The 25,499-nt window shown below is 36.0% G+C and carries 29 protein-coding genes; 7 read left to right on the plus strand and 22 right to left on the minus strand.

From position 1 onward, the window contains the following. The 9 genes from QS62_RS09700 to fkpA form a co-directional block, all read right to left on the minus strand. Positions 1–254 (minus strand): GTP-binding protein (locus tag QS62_RS09700; RefSeq protein ID WP_231923706.1); only part of this gene is annotated, 254 nt, incomplete at its 3' end. 59 nt (positions 255–313) lie between these two features. Then, a complete protein-coding gene (fusA, locus tag QS62_RS09705) occupies positions 314–2,419 on the minus strand; it encodes an elongation factor G (protein WP_066109456.1) in 2,106 nt (701 codons plus the stop codon). A 74-nt stretch (positions 2,420–2,493) separates the two neighbouring features. Further along, entirely contained in the window at positions 2,494–2,964 is a 471-nt protein-coding gene (gene rpsG / locus QS62_RS09710; RefSeq protein ID WP_013745730.1) for a 30S ribosomal protein S7, read from the minus strand. A gap of 111 nt (positions 2,965–3,075) precedes the next feature. Next, a complete protein-coding gene (gene rpsL / locus QS62_RS09715; RefSeq protein WP_013745731.1) occupies positions 3,076–3,450 on the minus strand; it encodes a 30S ribosomal protein S12 in 375 nt (124 codons plus the stop codon). Between the two features lie 129 nt (positions 3,451–3,579). Further along, positions 3,580–3,867, minus strand: coding sequence for a DsrH/TusB family sulfur relay protein (locus QS62_RS09720; RefSeq protein WP_066109459.1), 288 nt, complete (start codon positions 3,865–3,867; stop codon positions 3,580–3,582). 10 nt (positions 3,868–3,877) lie between these two features. After that, the gene (tusC, locus tag QS62_RS09725) at positions 3,878–4,237 is read right to left on the minus strand and encodes a sulfurtransferase complex subunit TusC (protein WP_066109463.1); all 360 of its coding nucleotides are present in this window, start codon (positions 4,235–4,237) and stop codon (positions 3,878–3,880) included. A 9-nt stretch (positions 4,238–4,246) separates the two neighbouring features. Continuing rightward, positions 4,247–4,627 (minus strand): sulfurtransferase complex subunit TusD, encoded by a 381-nt coding sequence (gene tusD / locus QS62_RS09730; RefSeq protein ID WP_066109466.1) that lies wholly within the window; start codon positions 4,625–4,627, stop codon positions 4,247–4,249. Further along, entirely contained in the window at positions 4,627–5,316 is a 690-nt protein-coding gene (locus QS62_RS09735) for a helix-turn-helix transcriptional regulator (protein ID WP_066109642.1), read from the minus strand. Before QS62_RS09735 ends, tusD begins: the two co-directional genes overlap by 1 nt. Positions 5,317–5,382: 66 nt before the next feature. Beyond that, a complete protein-coding gene (gene fkpA, locus QS62_RS09740; protein WP_066109470.1) occupies positions 5,383–6,111 on the minus strand; it encodes an FKBP-type peptidyl-prolyl cis-trans isomerase in 729 nt (242 codons plus the stop codon). A gap of 170 nt (positions 6,112–6,281) precedes the next feature. Here fkpA and QS62_RS09745 point away from each other — a divergent pair, with 170 nt between their 5' ends. Next, positions 6,282–6,506: a SlyX family protein gene (locus QS62_RS09745; RefSeq protein WP_066109473.1), complete on the plus strand. Its 225-nt coding sequence runs from the start codon at positions 6,282–6,284 to the stop codon at positions 6,504–6,506. Positions 6,507–6,569: 63 nt separating this feature from the next. Here the strand turns inward: QS62_RS09745 and uspA are convergent, their stop codons facing one another. Then, positions 6,570–6,998, minus strand: coding sequence for a universal stress protein UspA (gene uspA / locus QS62_RS09750; protein ID WP_065234209.1), 429 nt, complete (start codon positions 6,996–6,998; stop codon positions 6,570–6,572). Positions 6,999–7,130: 132 nt separating this feature from the next. On the opposite strand from uspA, the gene mazG reads away from it, so the two are divergent. Then, on the plus strand, positions 7,131–7,928 hold the full coding sequence (gene mazG, locus QS62_RS09755) for a nucleoside triphosphate pyrophosphohydrolase (RefSeq protein WP_066109477.1): 798 nt from the start codon (positions 7,131–7,133) through the stop codon (positions 7,926–7,928). Positions 7,929–7,937: 9 nt separating this feature from the next. Next, positions 7,938–9,776, plus strand: coding sequence for an ABC transporter ATP-binding protein (locus tag QS62_RS09760; protein ID WP_066109480.1), 1,839 nt, complete (start codon positions 7,938–7,940; stop codon positions 9,774–9,776). Positions 9,777–9,840: 64 nt separating this feature from the next. Here the strand turns inward: QS62_RS09760 and QS62_RS09765 are convergent, their stop codons facing one another. The 5 genes from QS62_RS09765 to QS62_RS09785 form a co-directional block, all read right to left on the minus strand. Continuing rightward, on the minus strand, positions 9,841–11,463 hold the full coding sequence (locus QS62_RS09765) for a phosphoethanolamine transferase (protein WP_066109483.1): 1,623 nt from the start codon (positions 11,461–11,463) through the stop codon (positions 9,841–9,843). Positions 11,464–11,648: 185 nt separating this feature from the next. Beyond that, positions 11,649–13,097: a sulfatase-like hydrolase/transferase gene (locus QS62_RS09770; protein WP_066109487.1), complete on the minus strand. Its 1,449-nt coding sequence runs from the start codon at positions 13,095–13,097 to the stop codon at positions 11,649–11,651. Position 13,098: 1 nt separating this feature from the next. After that, a complete protein-coding gene (locus QS62_RS09775; protein WP_066109490.1) occupies positions 13,099–14,784 on the minus strand; it encodes a solute:sodium symporter family transporter in 1,686 nt (561 codons plus the stop codon). Positions 14,785–14,976: 192 nt separating this feature from the next. Continuing rightward, positions 14,977–16,173: an anaerobic sulfatase maturase gene (locus QS62_RS09780; RefSeq protein WP_066109493.1), complete on the minus strand. Its 1,197-nt coding sequence runs from the start codon at positions 16,171–16,173 to the stop codon at positions 14,977–14,979. A 43-nt stretch (positions 16,174–16,216) separates the two neighbouring features. After that, positions 16,217–17,017, minus strand: a complete 801-nt coding sequence (locus QS62_RS09785) for a sulfite exporter TauE/SafE family protein (protein ID WP_066109495.1) — start codon at positions 17,015–17,017, stop codon at positions 16,217–16,219. 224 nt (positions 17,018–17,241) lie between these two features. Here QS62_RS09785 and QS62_RS09790 point away from each other — a divergent pair, with 224 nt between their 5' ends. Both QS62_RS09790 and QS62_RS09795 read left to right on the plus strand, forming a co-directional pair. Beyond that, on the plus strand, positions 17,242–18,231 hold the full coding sequence (locus QS62_RS09790; protein ID WP_066109498.1) for an ROK family protein: 990 nt from the start codon (positions 17,242–17,244) through the stop codon (positions 18,229–18,231). Then, positions 18,231–18,791: a Crp/Fnr family transcriptional regulator gene (locus QS62_RS09795; protein WP_066109644.1), complete on the plus strand. Its 561-nt coding sequence runs from the start codon at positions 18,231–18,233 to the stop codon at positions 18,789–18,791. Before QS62_RS09790 ends, QS62_RS09795 begins: the two co-directional genes overlap by 1 nt. Positions 18,792–18,876: 85 nt before the next feature. On the opposite strand, the gene QS62_RS09800 is transcribed toward QS62_RS09795, so the two are convergent. Beyond that, on the minus strand, positions 18,877–19,398 hold the full coding sequence (locus QS62_RS09800; RefSeq protein WP_066109501.1) for a hemerythrin domain-containing protein: 522 nt from the start codon (positions 19,396–19,398) through the stop codon (positions 18,877–18,879). Positions 19,399–19,609: 211 nt separating this feature from the next. On the opposite strand from QS62_RS09800, the gene paeA reads away from it, so the two are divergent. Beyond that, positions 19,610–20,932, plus strand: coding sequence for a polyamine export protein PaeA (paeA, locus tag QS62_RS09805; protein WP_066109506.1), 1,323 nt, complete (start codon positions 19,610–19,612; stop codon positions 20,930–20,932). 49 nt (positions 20,933–20,981) lie between these two features. Here paeA and QS62_RS09810 read toward each other — a convergent pair whose 3' ends face one another. The 3 genes from QS62_RS09810 to QS62_RS09820 form a co-directional block, all read right to left on the minus strand. Next, the gene (locus tag QS62_RS09810) at positions 20,982–21,362 is read right to left on the minus strand and encodes a VOC family protein (RefSeq protein ID WP_066109511.1); all 381 of its coding nucleotides are present in this window, start codon (positions 21,360–21,362) and stop codon (positions 20,982–20,984) included. A gap of 69 nt (positions 21,363–21,431) precedes the next feature. Continuing rightward, positions 21,432–21,932 (minus strand): ribonuclease E activity regulator RraA, encoded by a 501-nt coding sequence (rraA, locus tag QS62_RS09815; RefSeq protein WP_066109514.1) that lies wholly within the window; start codon positions 21,930–21,932, stop codon positions 21,432–21,434. Positions 21,933–21,967: 35 nt separating this feature from the next. Beyond that, positions 21,968–22,873 carry a 1,4-dihydroxy-2-naphthoate polyprenyltransferase gene (locus QS62_RS09820; protein ID WP_066109518.1) on the minus strand — a complete coding sequence of 302 codons (906 nt, stop codon included), beginning with the start codon at positions 22,871–22,873 and terminating at the stop codon, positions 21,968–21,970. Between the two features lie 128 nt (positions 22,874–23,001). Here QS62_RS09820 and tsaA point away from each other — a divergent pair, with 128 nt between their 5' ends. Beyond that, complete coding sequence (gene tsaA, locus QS62_RS09825; RefSeq protein WP_066109520.1) at positions 23,002–23,709, plus strand: tRNA (N6-threonylcarbamoyladenosine(37)-N6)-methyltransferase TrmO; 708 nt, start codon at positions 23,002–23,004, stop codon at positions 23,707–23,709. 43 nt (positions 23,710–23,752) lie between these two features. Here the strand turns inward: tsaA and QS62_RS09830 are convergent, their stop codons facing one another. Genes QS62_RS09830 through QS62_RS09840 form a run of 3 tightly spaced genes read right to left on the minus strand, consistent with a single transcriptional unit; the run spans position 23,753 to position 25,499 of the window. After that, positions 23,753–24,508 (minus strand): class I SAM-dependent methyltransferase, encoded by a 756-nt coding sequence (locus tag QS62_RS09830; protein ID WP_066109524.1) that lies wholly within the window; start codon positions 24,506–24,508, stop codon positions 23,753–23,755. A 37-nt stretch (positions 24,509–24,545) separates the two neighbouring features. Then, on the minus strand, positions 24,546–25,214 hold the full coding sequence (gene crp / locus QS62_RS09835) for a cAMP-activated global transcriptional regulator CRP (RefSeq protein ID WP_414146302.1): 669 nt from the start codon (positions 25,212–25,214) through the stop codon (positions 24,546–24,548). A 45-nt stretch (positions 25,215–25,259) separates the two neighbouring features. Further along, positions 25,260–25,499: a YheU family protein gene (locus QS62_RS09840; protein WP_066109531.1), complete on the minus strand. Its 240-nt coding sequence runs from the start codon at positions 25,497–25,499 to the stop codon at positions 25,260–25,262.

The following is a 25,499-nucleotide window of genomic DNA, read 5'->3' on the forward strand; positions in this document are numbered from 1 at the left end:
TGTCCCGGACAGTCAACGTGTGCATAGTGACGAGTCGCTGTATCATATTCAACGTGTGAAGTGTTGATGGTGATACCACGTGCTTTTTCTTCTGGTGCATTATCGATTTGGTCAAATGCACGTGCTGCTCCACCAAAGTGTTTCGCTAATACTGTGGTGATCGCTGCTGTTAATGTTGTTTTACCATGGTCAACGTGACCGATTGTACCCACGTTAACGTGCGGTTTTGTACGTTCAAATTTTTCTTTAGACACGATAATTTCCTTTTTAAATTAAAAACCTGCAACGCATAAATGCGTTGCAGTCATTACGATTATTTCGCTTTGCGAGCTTCAATTACTGCAGTTGCTACGCTAGCAGGTGCTTCAGCATATTTCAATGGTTCCATTGAGTATGAAGCACGACCTTGAGTTTGTGAACGAAGATCAGTTGCATAACCAAACATTTCTGATAATGGTACTTCTGCGTTGATCTTAGTAACAAATTCGTTGCTTTCTTGACCATTAACAAGTGCACGACGACGGCTTAAGTCACCGATTACATCACCCACATAATCAGCAGGTGTTTCAACTTCCACTTTCATAATTGGTTCAAGTAATACTGGGTTCGCTTTAGCAAACGCTGCTTTAAACGCAATTGACGCTGCTAATTTGAACGCTAATTCTGATGAGTCCACATCATGGTAAGAACCGAAATGTAAACGTACACCGATATCTACTACTGGGTAACCAGCTAAAGGACCAGCTTTAAGTTGTTCTTGGATACCTTTATCAACCGCAGGAATGTATTCACCAGGGATAACACCACCTTTGATTTCGTTGACAAATTCGTATCCTGGACCTTCTGGATCCAATGGATATAGGTCGATAACAACGTGACCGTATTGACCACGACCACCAGATTGTTTCGCGTGTTTACCTTCAACATCATTAACACGAGTACGGATAGTTTCGCGGTAAGCAACTTGTGGTTTACCAATGTTTGCTTCCACTTTAAACTCACGACGCATACGGTCAACGATGATATCTAAGTGTAACTCACCCATACCAGAAATAATGGTTTGACCAGATTCTTCATCTGTGTGAACACGGAATGAAGGGTCTTCTTGTGCAAGACGACCTAATGCCAAGCCCATTTTTTCTTGGTCAGCTTTAGTTTTTGGTTCTACCGCTACAGAGATTACTGGCTCTGGGAATTCCATACGTTCAAGGATGATTGGATTATCAGGATCACATAATGTATCCCCTGTTGTTACTTCTTTCAAACCAATCGCTGCTGCAATATCCCCTGCACGAACTTCTTTGATTTCTTCACGTTTGTTAGCGTGCATCTGTACGATACGACCAAAACGTTCACGTTTTTGTTTCACTGAGTTCATTACAGTATCGCCAGAGTTTACTACACCAGAGTAAACACGGAAGAATGTTAAGTTACCTACGAATGGGTCAGTTGCGATCTTGAACGCTAATGATGAGAATGGCTCATCATCACTTGCATGACGTTCACCTTCAGTTTCGTCAAGGTTGATACCTTTGATCGCTGGAACGTCTGTTGGTGCTGGTAAGTAATCAACTACCGCATCAAGCATTGCTTGAACACCTTTGTTCTTAAATGCAGAACCACAAGTGATAAGGATAATTTCGTTTGCCAATACACGTTGACGTAATGCTGCTTTAACTTCTTCTTCAGTTAATTCTTCACCGCCAAGGTATTTTTCCATTAATTCTTCTGATGCTTCTGCAGCAGATTCGATTAAGTTTTGATGCCATTCATCTGCTAAATCTTTCAAATTAGCTGGAATATCTTCATAGGTAAATGTCATACCTTGATCTGCTTCATTCCAGTTAATCGCTTTCATTTTAAGAAGATCGATAACACCTGTGAAATTATCTTCTGCACCGATTGGTAATTGAATTGGTACAGCAGTTCCACCTAAACGGGTTTTAATTTGTTCAACAACACGTAAGAAGTTTGCACCTGTACGGTCCATTTTGTTCACGAATGCAATACGTGGAACACCATATTTGTTAGCTTGACGCCATACAGTTTCAGATTGAGGTTGAACACCACCTACCGCACAGTAAACCATTACCGCACCATCAAGTACACGCATTGAACGTTCAACTTCGATAGTGAAGTCTACGTGTCCCGGAGTATCGATAATGTTAATACGGTGTTGTGGGAATTGTTTTGACATACCTTGCCAGAAGCAAGTTGTTGCTGCAGAGGTAATAGTAATACCACGTTCTTGTTCTTGTTCCATCCAGTCCATGGTAGCTGCACCATCATGAACCTCACCGATTTTATGGCTTACACCGGTATAGAAAAGAATACGTTCTGTGGTAGTTGTTTTACCTGCGTCGATGTGAGCACTGATCCCGATATTACGGTAGCGCTCAATTGGAGTAGTACGTGCCACGATTATTTCCTCTCGCTAGGCTTAAAAAGATGAACCAGTAAGTCTTGATACCAAGACTTACTGCATAAAATAAATTACCAACGGTAATGAGCAAATGCTTTGTTAGCTTCTGCCATACGATGAACGTCTTCACGTTTCTTAACTGCAGCGCCTTTATTTTCTACTGCATCAGACAACTCATTTGCAAGACGTAATGCCATTGATTTGTCACCACGTTTACGAGCTGCTTCAACAATCCAACGCATACCTAATGCGTTACGACGTACAGGGCGAACCTCTACTGGTACTTGGTAAGTAGAACCACCAACACGGCGAGATTTAACCTCTACAGTTGGACGAACATTTTCTAATGCTGCTTCAAAGGCTTCCAAATGATCTTTACCAGTTCTTTGTGCCAATGTATCTAAAGCAGTATAAACAATTTTTTCAGCGATAGATTTTTTACCATCTACCATTAAAACATTAATAAATTTTGCAAGTAATTCTGATCCGAACTTTGGATCTGGAAGGATCTTGCGTTGACCAATCACACGACGACGTGGCATGGCTTTTTCTCCGTATATTAAATCTTCAGGTTATCCAAAACTCTATTTCTGGAGTCTTGTATGCTATCTATGTTCTAAATTAAACGTTTGGCCTTACTTAACGGAGATCCATTAAGCTTTAGGGCGCTTCACGCCGTATTTAGAACGGCCTTGTTTACGATCTTTTACGCCTGCACAGTCTAATGCGCCACGTACGGTGTGGTAACGCACACCTGGTAAATCTTTAACACGACCGCCACGAATTAATACAACGGAGTGTTCTTGTAAGTTATGACCTTCACCACCGATATAAGAGGTTACTTCATAACCATTTGTTAAACGAATACGGCATACTTTACGTAGTGCTGAATTCGGTTTTTTAGGTGTAGTAGTGTACACACGAGTACACACGCCACGTTTCTGCGGGCAAGCCTCTAATGCAGGAACGTTGCTTTTTACAACCTTCTTCACACGCGGTTTGCGTACTAGCTGGTTGATAGTTGCCATTAAAAAGCTCCAGTTTAAATAAAAAATAATTCACTATTGAATGTTAAATTAACCCCATTCCATAGAAGAATGGACGACGCATTCTATTCTTTAACGATTGGCATGTCAAGGTTTTACCGACCCTGATTATTAAAGACTCACTTGTGGGGAATATTGTTCTGTTAACTTAACCAGATCACGTAAACTGATGATAGAAAAAGATGCACGATTTGCTGAAAAAAAATAATGCAAATCTCTGGCTGTAACATCATTTTCTAATAAGAAATAGCTCTGTTCTGGTTGAAATAGCGTTGGATATTTTATCGGTAAAAGGACACCATCTTGCCACAATAAAATGGCATCTTGCTCTGTCACATTAGAGAATAATTGGACTAATTGTTGTTGATCATATTGGCTTTTTGAAAAGGTATAAAGCATACGCAGTCCATTAAAATGTTAAGATTTTTTCCGCTTGTCGTAATCTGTTAATCAACGCTGACTGTTCTAGTATTTTCACTGGTAATAATAACGACTGATCTGTTAATTGATAACGAGCGACATCTTCTTGGCTGATAAAACATTGTTCAATTTCATATAATGCTAACAATTTTAGCATTGCTGATGTTTCTTTCTGTAACAATAATTCCGCTTGTTGCTTTGCTAACAGATTTAACACGCCATCGTGCAAAAAAAATACACCAATATCCGTTTCATCACAATAAGCTGACATTGCTAATAAAGCATCAATGCCTTCTCTTACTCTACTACTGCCATAAGGCGCTTGCGTAAAAACAAAAGCCACTTTCATATCATCGCCCTAAAAAGTAATTACTCTATCTGCAGTTAAGACAGCTTGGCTAAACTCTCCTAGCCCAGCTAACACAAACTTTTCGGCAAGATTATTTTGTTGCTCTATTGCAGCCGTTTCTTCATTCACCACACCACGTCGTTGCGCAGCGGCAATACAAAGGTAAAGTGGGAATTGGTACTGTTGCGCTAATTGCTGCCAATGTTTAATTAAATTAAATTCATCATTAGCTGGATAAACAAAAGCGTTGCCATGACTAACGCCAGCCTGAGAGAAAAACACTTGTGCTATCGAATGACCAGCCTGCAACAATTCTTCCGCAAATTGATAAGCCAAGAAGCTAGCTTGAGAACCATATACTGGCTGTGTAACGGACAACACATAACGCATTATTTTTGTTCATCCTGCTTAATTTGACGAATATAGAGATATACCGTATGACGAGAAATGCCTAAACGTTCCGCTACTTGGTTAATCGCATCTTTAATATCAAAAATACCTTTCTCAAATAACGAAAGTACGATCTGTTTATTCTTATTATTATTCGATACATTACGATCATTAGTGATATCTTCGATAGTTTGTTCTACCGTTTGCGCCACCAACTCTTCAACTGAAGAAGCAAAATTCACTTCTGAAGAACTTTCCTCTTGCTCGTGTGTCGGAACTAGTCCTTGTACAAACTCAGCCACTGGAACATTCAAATTAATATTGATACAAAGTAAACCAATAATACGTTGTTGTGAATTACGAATTGCAATACTAATAGACTTCATCAACCCATTACTTTTTGCTCGTGTAAAATAAGGTTGTGACACACTATCCGTTTTCATCTGATGTAAAGAACGCAATGCCAGATCAGTAATTGGCGAGCCCACTTTGCGATTTGTATTATGTCCATTAGCAATACAAATAGCTGAGTGCTTCAAATTCTCTAAAGAATGCAGCACAATTTCGCAATGCCCGCCAACTAATGCAGCAATTCCCTCTACTACAGGAACATAAGATTGCAAAATATCATGATCCTCTTTCGTAAATGGCTGTTCTTCCTGTAAAAAAATCTCATCATCTAAATTCATAACCACTCCAAATGAAAAAAGAATAACGGACATTTCTGCCCGCATTCTTTCTCTTTCTTATAATAATTACTTATTATTTGATTTCACATCTAACAATTCGATATCAAAAATTAAGGTTGAATTTGGTGGAATTTGACCTGTTTGTTGATCGCCATATGCAAGATTAGGTGGTAATACTAACTGAATTTTTCCGCCTTTCTTAATTAGGCTAATTCCTTCAACCCAGCCTGGAATCAATTGATTGAGTTGAAATTCAATTGGTTGATTACGTTTATATGAACTATCGAACTCTGTACCATCAATTAAAGTACCACGATAATTAACTTTCACCGTATCTGCTGGATTTGGTCTAACACCATCACCCTCTTTTTCTATACGATAAAGAATGCCAGATTCAGTCTTTTTAACGCCATCTTGCTTCGCATATTTATCGCGATACTCTTTACCTTTTTGTTCATTTTCCTTAGCAACTTTTTCTAATTGCACTTGTGTTGCTTTGGTGAGTTGTTCGTCTAAGGCTTGTAATTGCTTTTGTAACGCTTCATCAGATAAAGTTGTTTTTCCTGTTAGCGTATCTTTCACGCCTTCTAAAATCTTACTATTGTCATATTTAATGAGAGATTTTTGTGAATCTAACGATTGTTGGATGTTTTTCCCCATAAATACACCAATTGCATAAGAAGAATCTTCAATAAATTTTTTGTCTTTTAATTGAGAATCTTCAGCAAAACTGTGGCCACTTACAGCTAAGAAAACTAATCCAGAAAGAAAGGCAATTTTATTCATGGAACGCATAATTGTTTGTTCTCCATAAGAAAATAATAAATTTATCACTGCTTTAATTTTAGCGAATAGGGTAAAATGATTTTTTAAAATATACAATATTTATTTAAGGTTTAAACGAAATTATTAATTTTTCAACATACAGAAAAAATTTAGCACCTTAAATCTGATAAGGACGAATAATGAAAAATGAGCTTAGCCCTCTATTACAACGTTTAGATGAATTAGAAATGAAAGTTGCCTTTCAAGAAAACACGATTGAACAACTGAATCAGGCGTTAGTTGATCAACAGTTTATTATTGAAAAGATGCAGCTACAATTACGTTATCTAGCACAAAAATTAAAAGATATGCAACCCTCTAATATTGCAACACAAGCGGAAGAAACTCCGCCGCCACATTACTAATAAAACTAAATCATCAGATAGCAAAAAGCCTCCGCTGACGCAGAGGCTTTTTCACGCTATAATCTATTCTTCGTCTTTTAATGGTACAACTAACATATCAACGTCAATATTATTCATGACTTGACGAGTTGAGGACATCAACTTACTCCAGAAGTCTTGGTGATGGCCGACAACAAGAATATCGACATCATATTTATCTACGGCGTCTGCTAATACTGTACCAAGATCACCATTACCGCAAAGAGTTTCGGTTACTGGATAACCTGCTTGTTTGGCTAATTCAACAAGTGCATCATGAGTTTCATCGGAAATACGATCTTGCATAGAAGACATATTAACATCGATTAACCCAGTATAGAGGTCGGAAAAATTAACATCGACATGAATAATGGAAAGTTTAGCGCTGTTGTTTTTAGCAACTTGAACCGCTTTTGCTAATAAGACATTACTTTCTTCTGAAAGATCTACCGCTACAAGAACATGCTTATACATAATGATTCCTCCATTTATAATCAGCTAATTGAATAAGCTTGTTGTTATAGTAACATTAAAAACTAGTAAAAAGTTTGCGGTCGATCACGCTATTACAAACAAGTCCAAATTAATTCTAAAATGGAGCAAAAAATGGTAACAAAACTAGAAAAATTTGCTGAGGTCATTGCTCAACTACGTGATCCTGAAAAAGGTTGTCCTTGGGATCTAGAACAAAACTATCAAACTATGCCGCCACATATCTTAGAAGAGGCTTACGAAGTTGTCGAAGCGATTAATCAAGACAATCGTCAGGATCTGAAAGAAGAGCTTGGTGATTTATTAATGCAAGTGGTGTTCTTAAGCCAATTAGCCAAAGAAGAAAAGGCATTTACTTTAGATGATGTGATTGAGGGAATTACCGAAAAAATTATTCGCCGCCATCCACACGTTTTTGGTGAATTACAAGCAAATAATAGTGAAGAAGTATTAAAAAATTGGGAAAACATTAAACAGCAAGAACGCCATAACAAACAACAATTTTCCATTTTGGATAATGTTCCTTCTGCCTTGCCATCACTATTGCGTGCAGCCAAATTACAAAAACGTTGCGCCAAAGTTGGTTTCGATTGGTCTGAAACCGAACTTACCATCCAAAAAGTAGAAGAAGAGTTGCAAGAAGTACGTGATGAATTAAATACATCACCACAAAATCAATCTGCTATTGAAGAAGAAATGGGAGATTTATTATTCGCTGTGGTAAATGTTGCACGTCATCTACATATCAACCCAGAAGAAGCCTTACGCAAAGCTAATCTCAAATTTGAACGTCGTTTCCGCCAAGTGGAACAAACGATTGTGCTTTCTGGGCGTGATTTAGCAGAAGTTTCTCTCACAGAAATGGATTTATTGTGGGATCAGGTTAAACAACAAGAAAAACAAGGAGAATAACAATTAACTATGTTTAATCGTATTTATTCATGGTTTGAAAATCGTCTTAACCCTTACCCTGATGAAATGCCAGATGTTCCAAGAAATGGACTGATAAAGTTTATTTGGTCTTGTATGGACGGTATGAAAGGCTGGATTTTACTGCTTACCATTTTAGTTGTTGGTATCGGCGTGATGGAAGCCGTACTATTCCAGTTTATGGGCATTTTAGTTGATTGGTTAGCGCAATATTCGCCACAACAATTATGGCAAGAAAAGAATATCCAATTACTCGCAATGGCAGGATTATTGCTATTTAGTATTCTTTGGTCATTTATTGCAGCTAATGTACATCTACAAACATTACAAGGGGTCTTTCCAATGCGTTTACGCTGGAATTTCCACCGTTTAATGTTGGGACAAAGTTTAGGCTTTTATCAAGATGAATTTGCTGGTCGAGTATCAGCGAAAGTGATGCAAACAGCGCTTGCCGTACGTGATACTGTATTAGCCATTGCCGATGTGATGACTTATGTAACCGTTTATTTCATCACATCTGGTGCCGTACTCATGACACTAGATGGTTGGTTCGTCCTACCATTTATTATTTGGCTGATTGTATTTGCAATTATTTTGAAGATATTTATTCCTAAGCTCGCTTATACCGCAGAACGCCAAGCTGATGCTCGTTCTTTAATGACTGGTCGTATTACTGATGCTTATGCCAATATTACAACGGTCAAATTGTTCTCTCATGGCTTACGTGAAGCTAGTTATGCAAAACGTTCAATGCAAGAGTTTATGGTTACCGTACACGCACAAATGCGCTTAGCGACTTCCTTAGAAACCTTAACCTATTTCACCAATATTTTGCTCACTTTAAGTACAGCAATTTTAGGACTATGGTTATGGAGCGTTGGCAAAACTGGCGTTGGAGCTATTGCTACCGCTATCGCAATGGCATTACGCGTAAATAATCTTTCACGCTGGATTATGTGGGAAGCTGCGCGCTTGTTTGAAAATATTGGTACTGTCAATGATGGTATGCATACTCTATCTAAACCACATACCATTGTTGATAAAAGCAATGCTACTGATCTTACTGTTACCAACGGAGAGATTAAATTTGAAAATGTGAATTTCGCTTATGAAGCAGAAAAACCATTGCTATCTAATTTCAACTTAACCATTAAACCAGGTGAAAAAGTAGGGTTAATTGGGCGCTCTGGAGCAGGTAAATCCACCATCGTGAATTTATTATTACGCTTCTATGAAGCCAATCAAGGTAACATCACCATTGATGGACAAAATATTTGCGACGTACGCCAAGAAAGCTTACGTAGCCAAATTGGTCTAGTAACTCAAGATACTTCATTACTACACCGTTCAGTGCGTGAAAATATTATCTATGGGCGTCCAAGTGCTACCGAAGCAGAAATGATTTCAGCTGCCGAACGAGCGGAAGCAGCTGGTTTTATTCCAACGCTTAGCGATGCACAAGGTCGTCATGGTTATGATGCTCACGTCGGCGAACGAGGCGTAAAACTTTCTGGTGGACAGCGCCAGCGTATTGCGATTGCGCGTGTGATGTTGAAAGATGCGCCGATTCTACTTCTAGATGAAGCAACGAGTGCCTTAGACTCCGAAGTAGAAGCAGCCATTCAGGAAAGTTTAGATAAGATGATGGAAAATAAAACGGTTATTGCCATTGCACACCGTTTATCTACCATTGCTGCAATGGATCGCTTAATTGTCTTGGATCAAGGAAGAATTGTTGAGCAAGGCACTCACTCAGAATTGTTAGCGCAAAACGGTCTTTATGCCAAATTGTGGAAACACCAAAGTGGTGGTTTTTTGAGTGAAAATTAATTAAAAAATACAGCACCTTAAACAACATTATTTAAGGTGCTGTTTTTTCATCAATCCCTAAAAATCACTTCTTACATTGCGCAATAATATCTAATTTCTTTTGATATACCGAAGTGCTTGGATTCATATCCATTAAGCCAAACAAGGTACTATATAAGTTATCTTGCGAATAAGATTGTTGTTCCGCATTTTTACGTAAACAGTCAAAATCGATATGTTCGTTTTGTCTGAAACGATCTGAGAACCACATCACCATTGGTACACGAGTTTGTTGCTCTGGCGCAATCGCATAAGGCGTTCCATGCAAATATACGCCATTCTCGCCCAAAGATTCACCATGGTCAGAAAGATAATACACCGCTGATTCCAATTCTGGATGCGCTTCGACCTTTTGAATCACTTTATCAATAAATTGATCAATATAGAGAATACCGTTGTTATAGGTATTAACTAACTGCTCATTAGTACATTTTTGAATTTCATTCGTATCACAAGTTGGAGTAAAACGGCGATATTCTGGAGTATAGCGTTCATAATAAGTTGGTCCATGATTACCAATCGTGTGCAGCACTAATACCGTATCTTTCTTGGTACTATTAATCACTTCATCAATATACGAAAGTAGGATGTTGTCTAAACATTCACCATCTTTACAATATTTTGGATCATTTAATTCGGTAATGTTTTTATTTGGTACTCTTAAACAAACGCCTTTACAGTCACTATTATTTTCCAACCACATAATCTCAACGCCAGCACGTTGTAATACATCTAAAATATTATCTTGATGTGAGGCTTTGACTGCGTCGTAATTATCCCGTCCCATTCCTGAGAACATACAAGGAACTGAAACCGCTGTTGAGGTACCGCAGCTAGTTACATGCTTAAAGTTGATAATCTTATCTCCTCTTGCAGCCAACATCGGTGTTGTTTGGAATTTATAACCATTCAGCCCCCAATTTTGCGCTCGTGTCGTTTCCCCAACGACAACGACTGTCAGATGACGATAATCATCTGGTTTTTCTTGAGAAGAATCTAATCCTAGTTGTGTATATGGCATATTCGCTTGTCGAACACGTTTAATCTCGTTGATACCAGCGCTAATGAAATTGGATGGTACGATCAACGCTGGTACGCTTTTGTTATTGCGAACGAAAGCGGCATAATCTTGATAAAACACTTTTGCGATACCCAAAATTACCACCACAGAAAGCAAAATCATACCAATACGATATGCCAATTCTTTATACCAACAACGATAATCTACTTTAACGAAAATATAGAGAATAGCTGGAATGACCCCAAATCCGATTACCCAAAGAAGATAAGGTAAGGTAACGGTTCGTGAACTCTCAGCAAAATTAGTTTGCAACACGTTTTCTAACATATCGGTGGTGAAATAAACATCGAGGAAGGTTTCACTATAACCAATCGCCGCACTAATAATTAGCAATACTGGTATCACGACTTTATGTAAGAAAGGAAATGCCAAGAACTGAAATACTGCGTTTAGCACAAAGAATACAAATAAAGGAACGGTTAATAAGAAATAATCTTCTTTTGCACCTGTAAATGGATGAATCGTCAATACTTTAGCGTAAAACGCATAATTTAAAATGAAGGTGAAATAAAGAGAAACTAAACCAATTAATGAAGTAGAACGTAAAGAAAGTGTTCTTATCGGCATAAACTACATAATCCTTGCAATAAATGAGTAATCAATAAAAACGCTGTTTTGACAGAATGGGTAATAAAAAGTTCTCTACTGTTTTAACAACTACTCTAATTTATCTATCAAAATAAAAAATCTCTATTTTAGAGACATCCTCCAAAATAGAGATTACTATTAACTAATAATTGAAAAAGAATTACTTAAACTTCATTAATAATTCGGTAAACCCAGTTTTCTAATGGATCATTAAGTCTCTTCATTTCAGTGTGCATTTCTTGCAACATCTCTTTTTTGATAGTCGTATATTTCTGATCATAAAAGAGATTATTTAGTTCTCCCGGATCATTGATAATATCGTAAAGTTCACAAACATCACTCGCATTAAAAACTAACTTATAATCTTTGCGACGCCACATTCTCTGTTCAAAATAAACGAAATGTCCTGCCAATTGCGCCAATAATCCTTTTCGTTCATTATTCTGACCTTTTCGAATAATTGGCAATATACTTTCACCTTCAAATTCTTTTGGAATAACTTGCTCTGCTACATCGTAAACCGTAGAAGTAAGATCATGCAAATACACTAAATTGTCATCTCTCACATTTACTCGTTGAGAGACAGGATCTTTAACAATAAGCGGGATATTGTATGTACTATCAAACATAAATTCTCCCTTCTCTATCATTCTATGAGCTCCCATTGCATCACCATGATCTGCTGTCACAACGATAAACGTATCATCATACAATCCCTTATCCTCTAAGAATTTAAACAATTCACCGATAGCATCATCAATAAGCGTAATATATCCCCAAAATTTGGTAATAACTTCTCGCCAATGTTCTTCACTTGCTTCCCACATCCCCCACATTTTAGAAATAGTACGATAATGCCCTGGTTTACCTTCCAAAGGTTTAAAGAAGCTTTCATCTAATACAACATCTTTCGGATCATACATGGAATAATAGGGTTCTGGCACTATACATGGAGTATGAGGTCCCCAGAAATTTATCCAAGTGAAAAATGGTTTCTCTTCATCTAATGATTCCTGAATAAATCTTTTAGATTCATCAATTATAAAGTAAGGGATCGTTTGTTCTTTTGTTCCAGATAATAAACCGCAAAGCTCCTGTACCCGTAAATGAGGATTATCACCAAAATAAGCTAAACTTACTTCTGGAATATCCAAACATTTCTCATCCAACCATTCTTTATAACGATTAGAATGTGTTGGTGGTTGATCGAAAACTAGGTTTTTATACACCTGACTTCCAGGATAGCCATAACCGTCAAAATTATGACCTCGTATACCATAATCAGCAGGAACTGATTTTGTACCAACATGCCATTTACCAGCCACATAACAATTGTAGCCATCTAAATCCATAATATTTGGAGCATCAACACTAATTTCACCAGTTCCACCTTTTTCACCATTACGAATAATTCCGTGTGATGATGGCATAAGTCCTGTAAATAAAGATGTTCTTGCTGGACCACATACAGAAGCCGGTGTGAACGCATTATCAAAACGAATCCCTTCTTGAGCCAATCTATCAATATTAGGAGTTTTGACAATATTATGCCCATAAGCTCCCAACATATCCTTTCTAACTTGATCCAATAAAATATAAATCACATTACGCATATTAAGCCTTCTGTTTATTTTTACCTACTACAATAAGTAAGATAGCTTGAATAATCACATAGCCACAAATAATCCACAATGGTTTGCCCTCTGGAGAAGCTAAGCCAATTGGAGATAAAAGTGCATAAAGAGATAATAAACCTAAGATTAAAGAAGCAACTGTTACATTTACATATTCCCAGTTACTGAGATCAACATTGCTTTTATTTTCAGTATTATCTTGATAAGGAGTATCTCTACGTAGGAATATTCCTAATATTAACATTACCGCAACATCGAATACAAAGAGTGCAGCCATTACATATACAAAGTTAATTTTTACATTAAACACCCATACAATGAGGAAATATAAAACTATATGCAATAATAATGCTATACGAGCTGCTAAGCCTGATACCGTTTTATTAAATAATCCAACAGCAAATAATGCTACGATTGGAATATTAACAAAACCAGCAAAACGTTTAGTAATTAAAAAGATACCATCTGTTCCAAACATAAGTAATGGACCAATAATAATAGTTACAATTGCCATCACAGTTGAGACTTTTTTCGCATAAACAATCAATTCTTTATCTTCAAATGTTTTCTTAGTAATTGAAGGCAGTAAGTCTTTACAATAAATAGTTGCAGCAGAATTCAAGAAAGAATTGAATGTACTTAAAATTGCACCAAATAATGCGGCAACAAAAAATCCTTGTAAGACAGTTGGTAATACTCGATTAACCAATTCAGGATAAGATAAATCAATAGGATTTAAACCTTCACCAATAATGTGGAAACTAAGTAATCCTGGTACATTTAAAATAAGAGGTAATAATAATAAGAATAGTGCTGCAATTAAAATTCCTTTTTGCCCAGATTTTAAATCCTTCGCTCCCAAAGCACGTTGTACAATCGCTTGGTTAGTTGTCCAATAGAAAAAATGCACCAACATAATACCTGTAAAAATTGTTGGCCAAGGTACTGCATCCGTTGCACTACCAATCGCATTAAACTTTTCGACATGAGTTGTACCAATAATATGCACCCCTTCCATAAAACTGCCTTTTCCTAAATAAATCAGTCCAAAAATTGGTACTAATATTGCTCCAATCACTAAAATGACAGCATTAATAGTATCTGATACAGCAACAGCTTTTAAGCCACCAAAAATTGCATACGCAGCACCAACAACACCAATTGCCATTACAGTATAAACTATAGATTCCGCATAACTGATACCAAAAGTAGTTTCAAGATTAAAGATCTTATTAAAAGCAATTGCTCCCGTATATAATGCTGTCGGAATAACAATAAAAAGGTAAAAGACTAAAAAAAGACCTGACATAATTAATCGAGTTTGTCTGTCAAATCGATTTTCAAAAAACTCAGGAATAGTAGTGTACCCATTTCTAATATATTTAGGTAATAGATACAGTGCTAAAAAACACAATGGAATAACCGTTGGTACTGTCCAAGCAATAATTGAAAAATTCCCCAGATAAGAATTAGCGTTAACGCCTATGATTTGTTCTGTTGATAATGAAGTCAATATCATAGAACATCCGATCACAAACCCACTCAACCCTCGTCCTGCAAGGAAATAACCTTTAGATGTTGATAAATCATCATTTTTTGTTTTTTGCCACGAAAGCCATGCAACTCCACCAGTGACAAGTAAGAAACTAATAATTGTTAAAAGCATATTGCCTCCTGTACTATTCTTAAATGATATTTCAAAGATATAAATATCTATTAACTAGGATAAATACATTTAGCGCTTACTTGATATGATGATAATCATAGTGAGTATGTGAGGAAGATCACAGATTATAAATATAATTTATACATCATGATAACCTTTCTCTACTACCAATAAGAAAGTATTTTAAAAACCTCAAGGGATTATATTTTTCATTCCTTGTATATTTTCCCCATGCCGAATCATTTCTTTCATTCTTAGCATAAAAGGTGCTGTTTTTTTAAAAAAGAACTGATATGACGGACATAGATAATTTTGCTTAAAATCTTCTCCCTTTATCGAAACAATTCTATGTTTTGGACACCCTCCATGACAAATATTCTTAACATCACATTTCTGACATTTCTTAGTTAGCGTTGTCTTTTTATTTTGACCAAATTTAACCTGTTTCGATGAACCAACAATTTCGGCAAGAGATCGATTATTAATATTTCCTATTCTATAAACTGGATACACAAAATGATCACAAGAATAAACATCCCCATTAGCTTCTAATACTACTGATTTACCACAAGTTTCACTATGGACACAGCTACTTGATGGATAACCTAGCCATTGTCCTAATAAATTATCAAAAGTATTAATAAAAATACGACCTACATCTTGTTTTAACCACTCATCAAATACATCCCATAAAAATTGACCATAACCATCTGCTGGTACAGAAAATGATGCCATACGATAATTTTTATTTGGCATATAATCTGAACGCTGTAATGAGTAATTAGCAACTTCTACAACGGGGATAAATTGCATAAATGTTGAGCCTAACTCTTTCAATGACTGATATGTTTCTTTACCTTTGTGCCAATTTTGATCATTAACTACTGTTAATGTATTGAAATCAACTTGGTATTCTTTTAGTAATTGAATGGTACGTTTTACTCGTTCAAATGTAGGTTGTCCATTAATAGATATACGATATCTGTTATGAATATCTGACAATCCATCAATAGATATACCAATTAAAAATTGATTTTCTCTGAAAAACTCAGCCCATTGATGATTCAATGCAATACCATTTGTTTGAAAACTATTACTAATGCGTTTTCCATTAGCAAATCGCTTTTGATACATAACTACTTTCTTAAAAAAGTCTAATCCTAAAAGAGTTGGTTCACCCCCTTGCCACATAAAGTCAATATGATTACCAGCAAATGAATTAATATAATTCTTTACATAATTCTCTAATGTATTTTCTGTCATCATATCAACATTATGAGTAAGAACTCCTTCTTTTTCTAAATAAAAACAGTATTCACATTTAATATTACAATGAAAACTACTTGGCTTGGCCATTACATGAAAATGAGACTGTTTGAATTGGGACATATAAACTTCTTATTTATTTTAGATTAGAGATTAACGTTTAAATTTAAATGAACTGCAACAATAACATATATAAGGCAATAACAAATAGAATAAGACCCAATAATTTTTGTGACAACTCTGGTTTTAGTTTTCCTCTAATTCTCATAGAAAAAAAACTCATAAAGAATGAACTTAATACAACAATAAACACAATACTAAAATTCACGTAACCAATTTGCCATGAGCCTGCAATAGATACATCGGGTGATTTATGTAAATAACCATACAGATTACCGATACCGCCAATGACCATCATATAATTAGTATAAACGGCTATTTGACGAACACTTACACTTGGTAACTGGCTAATTAATGGCGACATAATAGAACCACCACCAATTCCAGTAATTCCTGCAACTCCTCCACCGAATAAACAAGCAATAACACCTTGGAACATATCATTTTTCTGCTTATATTCTTCTTGTTTGCTTGTTTTCAAATCTAATAACGTTTTTAATGCTAATAATACCAAGGTAACAACAAATATCGATACAATGACTAAATCTGAAACGTTAAAACTAAGTGAAAATCCTAATTGCACTCCCGCAATCATTCCTATTGACCAAACAATTAATTTTCTGATGTCAATGAAAACTTTCTGCTTAAAGAAATAAACTAGATTAATTATTGCTGTACCCATAACGATAGTTAATGAAGTAGCAGCCACCATCTGTAATGGTATATTTGGGAAAAGCGTATGTAACATTGGTACCATTAATACACCACCTCCAATGCCAAATAGTGCTGACATTAGATTTGCAAGCATACCGCATATAATTAAAGTAACAATAATAGATAGTGTCATATATCATCCTAGTAATTTTTTAATATTATGACGGAGTTATAACTTCTACCTTTATGATCACCATCATATTTGATCAGCTATAAATATATAACGATCAGGAATAAAAAAGTAAGATCTCTATTTTGTGAACCATCTCACAAAATTCTTATGATAAATATCATAAATCTTAATATATTAATTCCTTATACTTACTATTATCTATTTATCACTCCCTGCGAACCAATATGAAACAGCATAATATACTCAATTACTATGTCGGAATTGACATTGGTGGAACTAATACAAAGATCGGTATCGTTGATGACAAATGTAATATTATTATTGAAAAAAGCATTAAAACATTGCCTGAATTAGGAGTTCAAAAGACTTTCTCTAGGATATGGAAAACTACCCAAGAAATGGCTGATACTATTAACATTTCAGAGGATAATATTATAGGCATTGGTCTAGGTATTCCTGGATTAATCATCAATCAGTCTATCATAAAACGAGCTGCTAATTTCCCTTGGGGTGATAACGTTAATGCTAAGCATTTAATGGAAGAAATCACCAAAAAACCAGTTAAGGTTGAAAAAGATGTTAATAATATTGCACTAGGTGAATATCTCTTCGGTGAAGGTCGTGGATTTAAAAATATCCTTGTAATCTCAATTGGTACTGGAGTATCAGCTGGAATTATTATCAATCATCAAATCTTGTCTGGCACTACTGGATGTGGCGGTGAGTTTGGACATATTGTTATCAATCCAAATGGATTAAAATGTGGGTGTGGATTAACAGGCTGTCTTGAAACTTACGTTTCTACAGCAGGCTTGCTAAGAGAAGCCAAAAAACTGATTACCGAAAAAAATTCTGGGTTAATCAGTAAACAATTCCAAAATAATCTGCAACAATTAGAAGTACATCACATCTTTGAGTTTTATAAAAAAGATGATGCTATTGCAATCACAGTTATTGAAAACTTCTGTAGACACTTAGCTTATGGAATAGGGATATTGCTAAATATAATTAATCCGGATGCAATTATTTTTGCTGGTGGCATATCAAAATCTGCAGACGTAATCATAGAAAAAGTAAACAAATACCTTCATAATTATGCATTACAAGCATCTATGGAGAATCTCCAATTCAGAAGCAGTAAATTACTTGATTCAGCAGGAATAAAAGGTGCAGCAGCATTAATTATGAATACTGATAAAACAGAGAACCTATGATGAATACTCTAATATTATTTCCTAAGGATTTAAAACATTGTCAATGCACCTACTTACACACTGTTCCTAGAGGAACAGAGTTATATTTCCAAGGAAACTCTTCTCACGAATTTTATTTCTTAGAGAAAGGATTAGTGGGGCTATACCATACTTTAGAAAATGGTAAAGAAAGTTTAGTCAGAATTTATAAACAAGGAGACTATTTCGGATTTAGAACTTTATTTGGTGATGGTAAATACCACTGTACTGCAAAGATACTAAAGAAATCTGAAATAATTAGAATTACCCCGAAAAATTTAGAAAATTTCTTTTCAGAGAACCCTGACATCATTCGTATGCTATTTCAAATCTTAGCAAATGAATTGAGAGATGCAGAAGGACGATTAGCAAAAAGTGCATATCTAAAAAGTTTAGACAGAATCATAGATAGCATTTGCTTCTTAAATGAGAATTTTCCTGAATATAACTGGACCAATAGAGAAATTGCAGAATATACAGGCTGCGAAACAGAAACAGCAATTAGAATTACTAGAGAATTGCGTAAAAAAAATTTACTCTGAGAGGAAAAATAGTGGACATACATATCCACTATTTCAATAGCCCTCACATTTATTGAAGGGCTATATCGTACCTATCGTCTAACATTTAACGACTTTCAGCAACAACGCGGGCAAAGAAAATTTCATTTTCAAAATAGATATGTTGTGACAGATCGGCAATAAATTTGGCAATACCATCATAAAGCGCTTGCCATGATCCACACGCATCTGCTGGTAAAGTCAAATTATGGGTTACCGCTAATAATGTTTTTAAATCTTCTTCTGCTTCATCATGTTCTGAAAGCATCACTTGAATCGGCATTCTCGCCATTCCATACTGACCAGCTTTGATCATTTGGAATAAAATTTGTTCCTCTTTACGCATATGCATTTCAAGATCTTGATAAATTTTCTCAAGAATTGCAGCAGTACCAACAGGACAAGCTTGACTATCTTTATGTACGCTTTCAACTTTCTGCGCTAACTCAATTAATTCAGGTAATTGCTCACGATGGCGGGTATGATAACCAGATTCAACAAATGAAATAATGTCTTGATAATTTGCAGCTTGCCAATGTGCAATTTCTGCTGCTGAAAATGGGGCTTCTGTTACAGATACTGCGCTCATAATTACTCCTTAAAACATAACAAAATAGCTGACAAAAATGCTAAGGTATTCACTAGCTAAAAACAATTACCCATTATGGTGGATTTATTTCCTCTCTATATAACCAGCTTGCTTTCACTAATCACGACAAGTAATTTTTCCACCTCTGCCTTTTTAGAGTAGAATAATGATCGTTTTTGGTGAGTAAATTATTAACGTTCATAGGTGTTTTGTGAGTATATTTCAAAATCTTATTGTTATTGTTGCTTTAATTGCCGCCTCAAGTTTCTTATCTATCTCTGAAATTGCTATTGCTGGCGCACGCAAAATTAAGCTCAAATTATTAGCAGAAAACGGTGACGAACGTGCTAATAAGGTCTTATGGTTACAAGAAAATTCCGCTGATTTTTTCGCTGCTTCACAAATTGGACTCAATGCAGTGGCTATTTTGGGTGGTATCTTAGGTGAATCCGCCTTTCGTCCCTATTTTGTTGGGTTAGTTGAACAGTTCTATCAAGGCGAATGGGCGGAAACAATCGGGTTTAGCTTATCATTTTCTTTGGTGACTTCTTTGTTTATTCTGTTTGCTGATTTAATGCCAAAACGGATGGCGATGATTGCTCCAGAAAAAATTGCTGTGACATTAATTCGTCCAATTACCTTTTTTATTACCATTTGCAAACCACTGACTTGGATTATCAATGCCGTTGCTAATACGATCTTCCGTCTATTTAAAATGAACATTAATCGTGATGATAACATCACCTTTGATGATATTTCCGCGGTAATGGATGCAGGCGCCCAAGCTGGGGTATTACAACAACAAGAACATCATTTCATTGAAAATGTATTTGAATTAGAAGAACGTACTGTCCCTTCTAGTATGACAACGCGAGAAAATGTCGTCTATTTCACTTTAAAAGATTCCGAACAAAGTATCCGCCAAAAAATTGCCGATTATCCTTACTCTAAATTTTTAGTTTGTAATGAAAATATCGATCAGGTAATTGGTTATGTTGATACCAAAGATATTTTGGTGAAAATCTTAAATAATCAATCACTTATTCAATTGAATGAGTCGACAATCCGTAATGTATTGATTATTCCTGACACATTGACATTATCTGAACTACTCGATCGTTTTCGTGCTACTAAAGAGAAATTTGCTGTAGTAATGAATGAATATGCATTGGTGGTCGGCGTAATTACTTTATCCGATATTATGATCACTGTTATGGGAGATTGGGTGGCACCAATTGAACAAGATCAACAAATTATTAAACGTGACGAAAACTCCTGGCTAATTGAAGGTTCAACCCCAATTGAGAATGTCAAACACGCTTTAGCTATCGATAATGATTTTCCTGAATGGGAGAATTATGAAACTATTGCAGGATTTATGATGTATCGTTTGCGTAAAATTCCTCGTCCTGCCGATGTTGTTGAGTTTGAAGGCTTTAAATTTGAAGTGGTTGATATTGACCATTATAAAATAGACCAACTTCTCGTCACACGTATCACACCACCAACAGCGCAAATCGAGAATATAAACTAGCTTTGCAAAACCTGCTATATCAGTTATAGCAGGTTTATACTTTACGCATTTATAAATAATTCGATAGCTCAATTAAATTATTATCAGGATCTCTCACATAAATCGAACGAATCGCGCCAATTGCTCCCGTTCTTGTTACAATTCCTTGCTCAATACGAATATTTTGTTGTTTTAATTCATCAATTACTACTTCAAGCGGTTGCTTAATGATAAAACAAAGATCGGCACTCCCCACTTGTACACAACCCGCTTTTGGCTCAAATTCCTTCCCCAATTGATGTAGATTAATTTTTTGTTTACCAAAACTCAGTGCAATACGTCCACCAGCAAAAGTTTGTTTCTGCATTCCCAACTTTTGATAAAAAGTGACTGTACGTTCGATATTAGCAACCGTCAGCACTAAATGATCTAAGTGACTAATTTCCAACATAATGCACCTTGTCTAATCCCTATATAAAAAAATAACCTCATCAAGCGATGAGGTTACTGTGCAATAAATTTATTCTTCACTATCGTCTGGTAAATCTAACTGTTCAGGTGACAAAATAATTCCAGTAAGATCTGCATAGACAAAGTCCTCAGGTAAGAAAGAAACACCGCCAAAATTCACCGGCACATCCACCTCACCGATAGTTTGTTCATCTGCTGAAACAGGAATTGGCGCTAACGCCTGAATACCAATATCTATATTTTCTAATTGATCAATTTGGCGCACTGCACCATAAACAATAATGCCTTCCCAACCATTATCAGCTGCTAATTGAGCCAACTCGGCATCAATCAAGGCACGACGCACTGCGCCACCACCATCAACTAATAACACTCGCCCATGACCATCTTCATCTAATACTTCTGCAATTAAACCATTGCTCTCAAAGCATTTTACGGTAGTAATTTTTCCTGAAAAAGCTGAAATACCACCGAAGCTAGAAAAAATTGGGTCAACAACATCAACTTGATCCAAGTAAATATCGCAGAGTTCTGATGTGTCAATTCTCATAGTGTTTTCCTTTTTTAAAAATCTTAGGATAAAAATTATTCTAAATATAATCCCAAACTAAAAATAATGTTAAATAATAGTGCCAGTTTAGCCATTTGTGCAAGCATTGGACGCAATTCCAACGCATCTTTATGACGTAATACAAAGATAGCGTGCTTAATCAGTAACGGTAAAATCACAATAAATAAGAAGCTATACCAATATTGAAAATAACTAAAGGCAAAACTTAATGCACAAAGTGCAGCTAATGCTAATAGACCAACATGATAATAACGTCCATATGTAGCGCCAATACGGACAATCAAGGTATTTTTACCCGACTTCTTATCTTGCTCCACATCACGTAAGTTATTGATATTTAATACTGCTACTGCCAATAAACCAGACATCACTGCTGGCAGAAAAATACTCGCATCTAAATAATGAGCTTGTAAGTAAAAAGTCCCACCAACACCTAATAAACCAAAGAAAATAAAGACAGAAAGATCGCCTAATCCCATATAACCATAAGGTTTTTTACCTACGGTATAGGTAATCGAAGCAATAATCGCCAACACACCTAACACCACGAAAGCGATAACATCATCCCACGTTTGACAAGCTACTGCTATCAATGCCACGCCAGACACCATACTTGCCAATGTCACTAAGATTAATCCTACACGCAATTGAGCAAAACTAATCACTCCTTGCTGGATCCCTCTTAAAGGTCCAATTCTTTCCGCTGTATCTGAACCTTTAACGTGATCACCATAATCATTGGCAAAATTCGAAACAATTTGTAATAAAGTTGCCGTAATTAAGGCAAGAAAAGCAATCATGCCATTAAATTGTTGATGGTAATAAGCTAAGGCAGAACCCGTTACAATAGAAGCTATCGCTAATGGTAATGTCTTTGGTCTTGCGGTTTCAAACCACATTTTACATTTGTTTGATTTCATCCACTTCTCTAAATTTTTATTACTACGCGCTATCTAGCCGCAATACAATTGCTTTTATAAAATAAGTTGATAATTTTACCCGAAATCCTTTGAATGTAACTACTTATTTATTGGCATAAGAGGCAAATATGTCCATTGAATTACAGCCTATTGCAATTATTCATACCCCTTATACGGAAAAATTTTCTGTACCCCGACAACCAGAACTGGTTCAACATGGCACAGGTATTCTCGAACTCTTGCCACCTTACAATATTCCTGAATCTGTAAGAGGTCTTGAGCAATTTTCTCATTTATGGCTGATTTTTCAGTTTGATCGTATTCCTGCTGGTAAATGGTCGCCGACCGTCCGTCCACCACGTTTAGGTGGTAATCAACGTGTTGGGGTATTTGCTTCACGTTCAACTCATCGCCCTAATCCACTTGGTTTATCGAAAGTACGTTTAGATCATATTGAGATTACGCAAGGTAAAGTGTTCTTGCATCTAGGTAGCGTGGATCTTGTCAATGGCACACCGATTTTTGACATTAAACCTTATCTTGCTTATGCCGATAGCGAACCGTTGGCGAAATCTAGCTTTGCACAAACTAAGCCTGAAATAACATTGCAGGTAATTTTTTCACCATTAGCCCAACAACAGGCTACTACCTTAGCAACAAAATATCCTTATCTTATTAATTTAATTGAAGAAGTATTACAGCAAGATCCACGCCCTGCTTATCAGAAACAGCAACTTTCAGAACGTGTTTATGGAATGACTTTATGGGATATTAATATTCAGTGGCGGATGAGTAGTGTACAAGTGGTTGAGGTATTGTCTTTAGTGAAGAGATAAAAAGACGGTCTTGTTGCAACAAGACCGCTTTTTATAAGAAAGGCTATTTTTGGCTACATACTGCAATAAAATTCAGCTTATTTTGTGGATCATTAAAGAATTTAAACATCTTTTTAAAAGTAACTCGATTTTCTGGTTTAACCGCGTTGCGAACAATTTTTAACGTTCCCAACACACCTTCATCATAAATCATACCTTTTGGTGATAATAGCGTCATTTCACCCGAATAGGTATCCACGTTACTAAAACCAGCTTCTTTAAATAAATCCTTCCACCCTTCTTTGCTTAATGGTGTGACACTAACATTAATCACATCACGCAAAGTAGCCAAAATGGTTTCTGCATTTTGTTCTAACAACATTACGTCGTGAGTCAATAAAAAACCGCCCGGTTTTAACACACGAAAATACTCCGCAACTGCCTTATGTTTTGCTTCCAATGGCAACATTGTCAGCATCGCTTCATTAATTACCACATCAAACGAATTGTCAGCAAACGGCAATTTCATTGCATTTGCTCTTTGTACATGAATTAAATGATCTAATTTCGCCTCGGTAATATTCTTTTGTGCCTTAGCTAAAGCTTGCTCATCAAGATCAACACCTTCAATCTGACAACCAAATTGAGAAGCTAAACCAATCGCCGTAGTTCCCATATTACAAGCAACTTCTAGCACTTTTTTATCTTTGTTTAAGTCAGCATTAGCAATTAACCAATCTGTACCTTTCTTACCGCCTGGACGAAGACGTGTTTTACCTAAGCGAGCCAAAAAATTATGTCCCATTTCCTCTTTTTTCATCATTTTTCCTTATCGTTAGATAAAATTAGTAATTAGTTTACCTCGTACCATAAACAACAATTGTTTTACCATGTGCAGAGATCAATCCTTGATCTTCTAACATTTTCAAAATACGTCCTACCGTTTCACGTGAACAACCTACGATTTGCCCAATTTCCTGACGAGTAATTTTAATTTGCATCCCTTCAGGATGGGTCATCGCTTCTGGCATTTTCGCCAAATGTAATAATGTTTGTGCAATACGCCCTGTTACATCCAAGAAGGCCAAATTACTCACTTGCTTAGACGTATTCTGTAAACGGCGAGCTAATTGTGCAGCAAGATACATTAAAATTTCTGGGTTAACTTGAATTAATTGACGGAACTTTTTATATGAAATTTCCGCTACTTCACAAGTTGTTTTCGCTTTAACCCATGCAGTACGTACTTTTACTTCTTCAAATAGACCAATTTCCCCAAAGAATTCACCTTGACTGAGGTAAGAGAGAATCATCTCTTTTCCTTCATCATCTTTTACTAAAACAGCGACAGAACCTTTAATTAAATAATAAAGCGTTTCGGCTTTTTCGCCTGCATTGATTAAAGTACTTTTGGAAGGGTATTTGTGAATGTGGCAATGAGATAAAAACCATTCTAAAGTCGGGTCATTTGCATGTGTTATCCCCGTATCATCCTGCTGCATTTCAATTTCTTCTTTCATATCCATACCACCAACACTTATGAGATTGAATCGAGATTTAAGACTCTGTTTTTATAGCATATTTTGCTCAGATTGTCTTAAAAATTCCCGTTTTTCCTTAAGATCCACTGATTGATGCAGCTCTGACCACACAATCACGATCTTTCCTGATTTAATTTGTTTTAATAATCGCTCTTCTTTTTCGGCTAAAGTTAATTCTCTTACGCCGTAATCCGTCCCTTCTCGCAAAATAAAACTTTGTGCAATATTACGCAAAGCAGTTTCACTTAATTCTTGCCATGGAATAATCAT

Origin of the sequence: Gallibacterium salpingitidis (assembly GCF_001678495.1) — a bacterium.
GTDB classification, from domain to species: Bacteria; Pseudomonadota; Gammaproteobacteria; order Enterobacterales; family Pasteurellaceae; genus Gallibacterium; species Gallibacterium salpingitidis.

Coding starts and splice junctions, on each gene's coding strand:
- rpsG (WP_013745730.1), bottom strand. CDS start 2,964: ATGCCACGTCGTCGTGTGATTGGTCAACGCAAGATCCTTCCAGATCCA.
- rpsL (WP_013745731.1), bottom strand. CDS start 3,450: ATGGCAACTATCAACCAGCTAGTACGCAAACCGCGTGTGAAGAAGGTT.
- QS62_RS09720 (WP_066109459.1), bottom strand. CDS start 3,867: ATGCTTTATACCTTTTCAAAAAGCCAATATGATCAACAACAATTAGTC.
- tusC (WP_066109463.1), bottom strand. CDS start 4,237: ATGAAAGTGGCTTTTGTTTTTACGCAAGCGCCTTATGGCAGTAGTAGA.
- tusD (WP_066109466.1), bottom strand. CDS start 4,627: ATGCGTTATGTGTTGTCCGTTACACAGCCAGTATATGGTTCTCAAGCT.
- QS62_RS09735 (WP_066109642.1), bottom strand. CDS start 5,316: ATGAATTTAGATGATGAGATTTTTTTACAGGAAGAACAGCCATTTACG.
- fkpA (WP_066109470.1), bottom strand. CDS start 6,111: ATGCGTTCCATGAATAAAATTGCCTTTCTTTCTGGATTAGTTTTCTTA.
- QS62_RS09745 (WP_066109473.1), top strand. CDS start 6,282: ATGAAAAATGAGCTTAGCCCTCTATTACAACGTTTAGATGAATTAGAA.
- uspA (WP_065234209.1), bottom strand. CDS start 6,998: ATGTATAAGCATGTTCTTGTAGCGGTAGATCTTTCAGAAGAAAGTAAT.
- mazG (WP_066109477.1), top strand. CDS start 7,131: ATGGTAACAAAACTAGAAAAATTTGCTGAGGTCATTGCTCAACTACGT.
- QS62_RS09760 (WP_066109480.1), top strand. CDS start 7,938: ATGTTTAATCGTATTTATTCATGGTTTGAAAATCGTCTTAACCCTTAC.
- QS62_RS09765 (WP_066109483.1), bottom strand. CDS start 11,463: ATGCCGATAAGAACACTTTCTTTACGTTCTACTTCATTAATTGGTTTA.
- QS62_RS09770 (WP_066109487.1), bottom strand. CDS start 13,097: ATGCGTAATGTGATTTATATTTTATTGGATCAAGTTAGAAAGGATATG.
- QS62_RS09775 (WP_066109490.1), bottom strand. CDS start 14,784: ATGCTTTTAACAATTATTAGTTTCTTACTTGTCACTGGTGGAGTTGCA.
- QS62_RS09780 (WP_066109493.1), bottom strand. CDS start 16,173: ATGTCCCAATTCAAACAGTCTCATTTTCATGTAATGGCCAAGCCAAGT.
- QS62_RS09785 (WP_066109495.1), bottom strand. CDS start 17,017: ATGACACTATCTATTATTGTTACTTTAATTATATGCGGTATGCTTGCA.
- QS62_RS09790 (WP_066109498.1), top strand. CDS start 17,242: ATGAAACAGCATAATATACTCAATTACTATGTCGGAATTGACATTGGT.
- QS62_RS09795 (WP_066109644.1), top strand. CDS start 18,231: ATGAATACTCTAATATTATTTCCTAAGGATTTAAAACATTGTCAATGC.
- QS62_RS09800 (WP_066109501.1), bottom strand. CDS start 19,398: ATGAGCGCAGTATCTGTAACAGAAGCCCCATTTTCAGCAGCAGAAATT.
- QS62_RS09810 (WP_066109511.1), bottom strand. CDS start 21,362: ATGTTGGAAATTAGTCACTTAGATCATTTAGTGCTGACGGTTGCTAAT.
- rraA (WP_066109514.1), bottom strand. CDS start 21,932: ATGAGAATTGACACATCAGAACTCTGCGATATTTACTTGGATCAAGTT.
- QS62_RS09820 (WP_066109518.1), bottom strand. CDS start 22,873: ATGAAATCAAACAAATGTAAAATGTGGTTTGAAACCGCAAGACCAAAG.
- tsaA (WP_066109520.1), top strand. CDS start 23,002: ATGTCCATTGAATTACAGCCTATTGCAATTATTCATACCCCTTATACG.
- QS62_RS09830 (WP_066109524.1), bottom strand. CDS start 24,508: ATGAAAAAAGAGGAAATGGGACATAATTTTTTGGCTCGCTTAGGTAAA.
- crp (WP_414146302.1), bottom strand. CDS start 25,214: ATGGATATGAAAGAAGAAATTGAAATGCAGCAGGATGATACGGGGATA.
- QS62_RS09840 (WP_066109531.1), bottom strand. CDS start 25,499: ATGATTATTCCATGGCAAGAATTAAGTGAAACTGCTTTGCGTAATATT.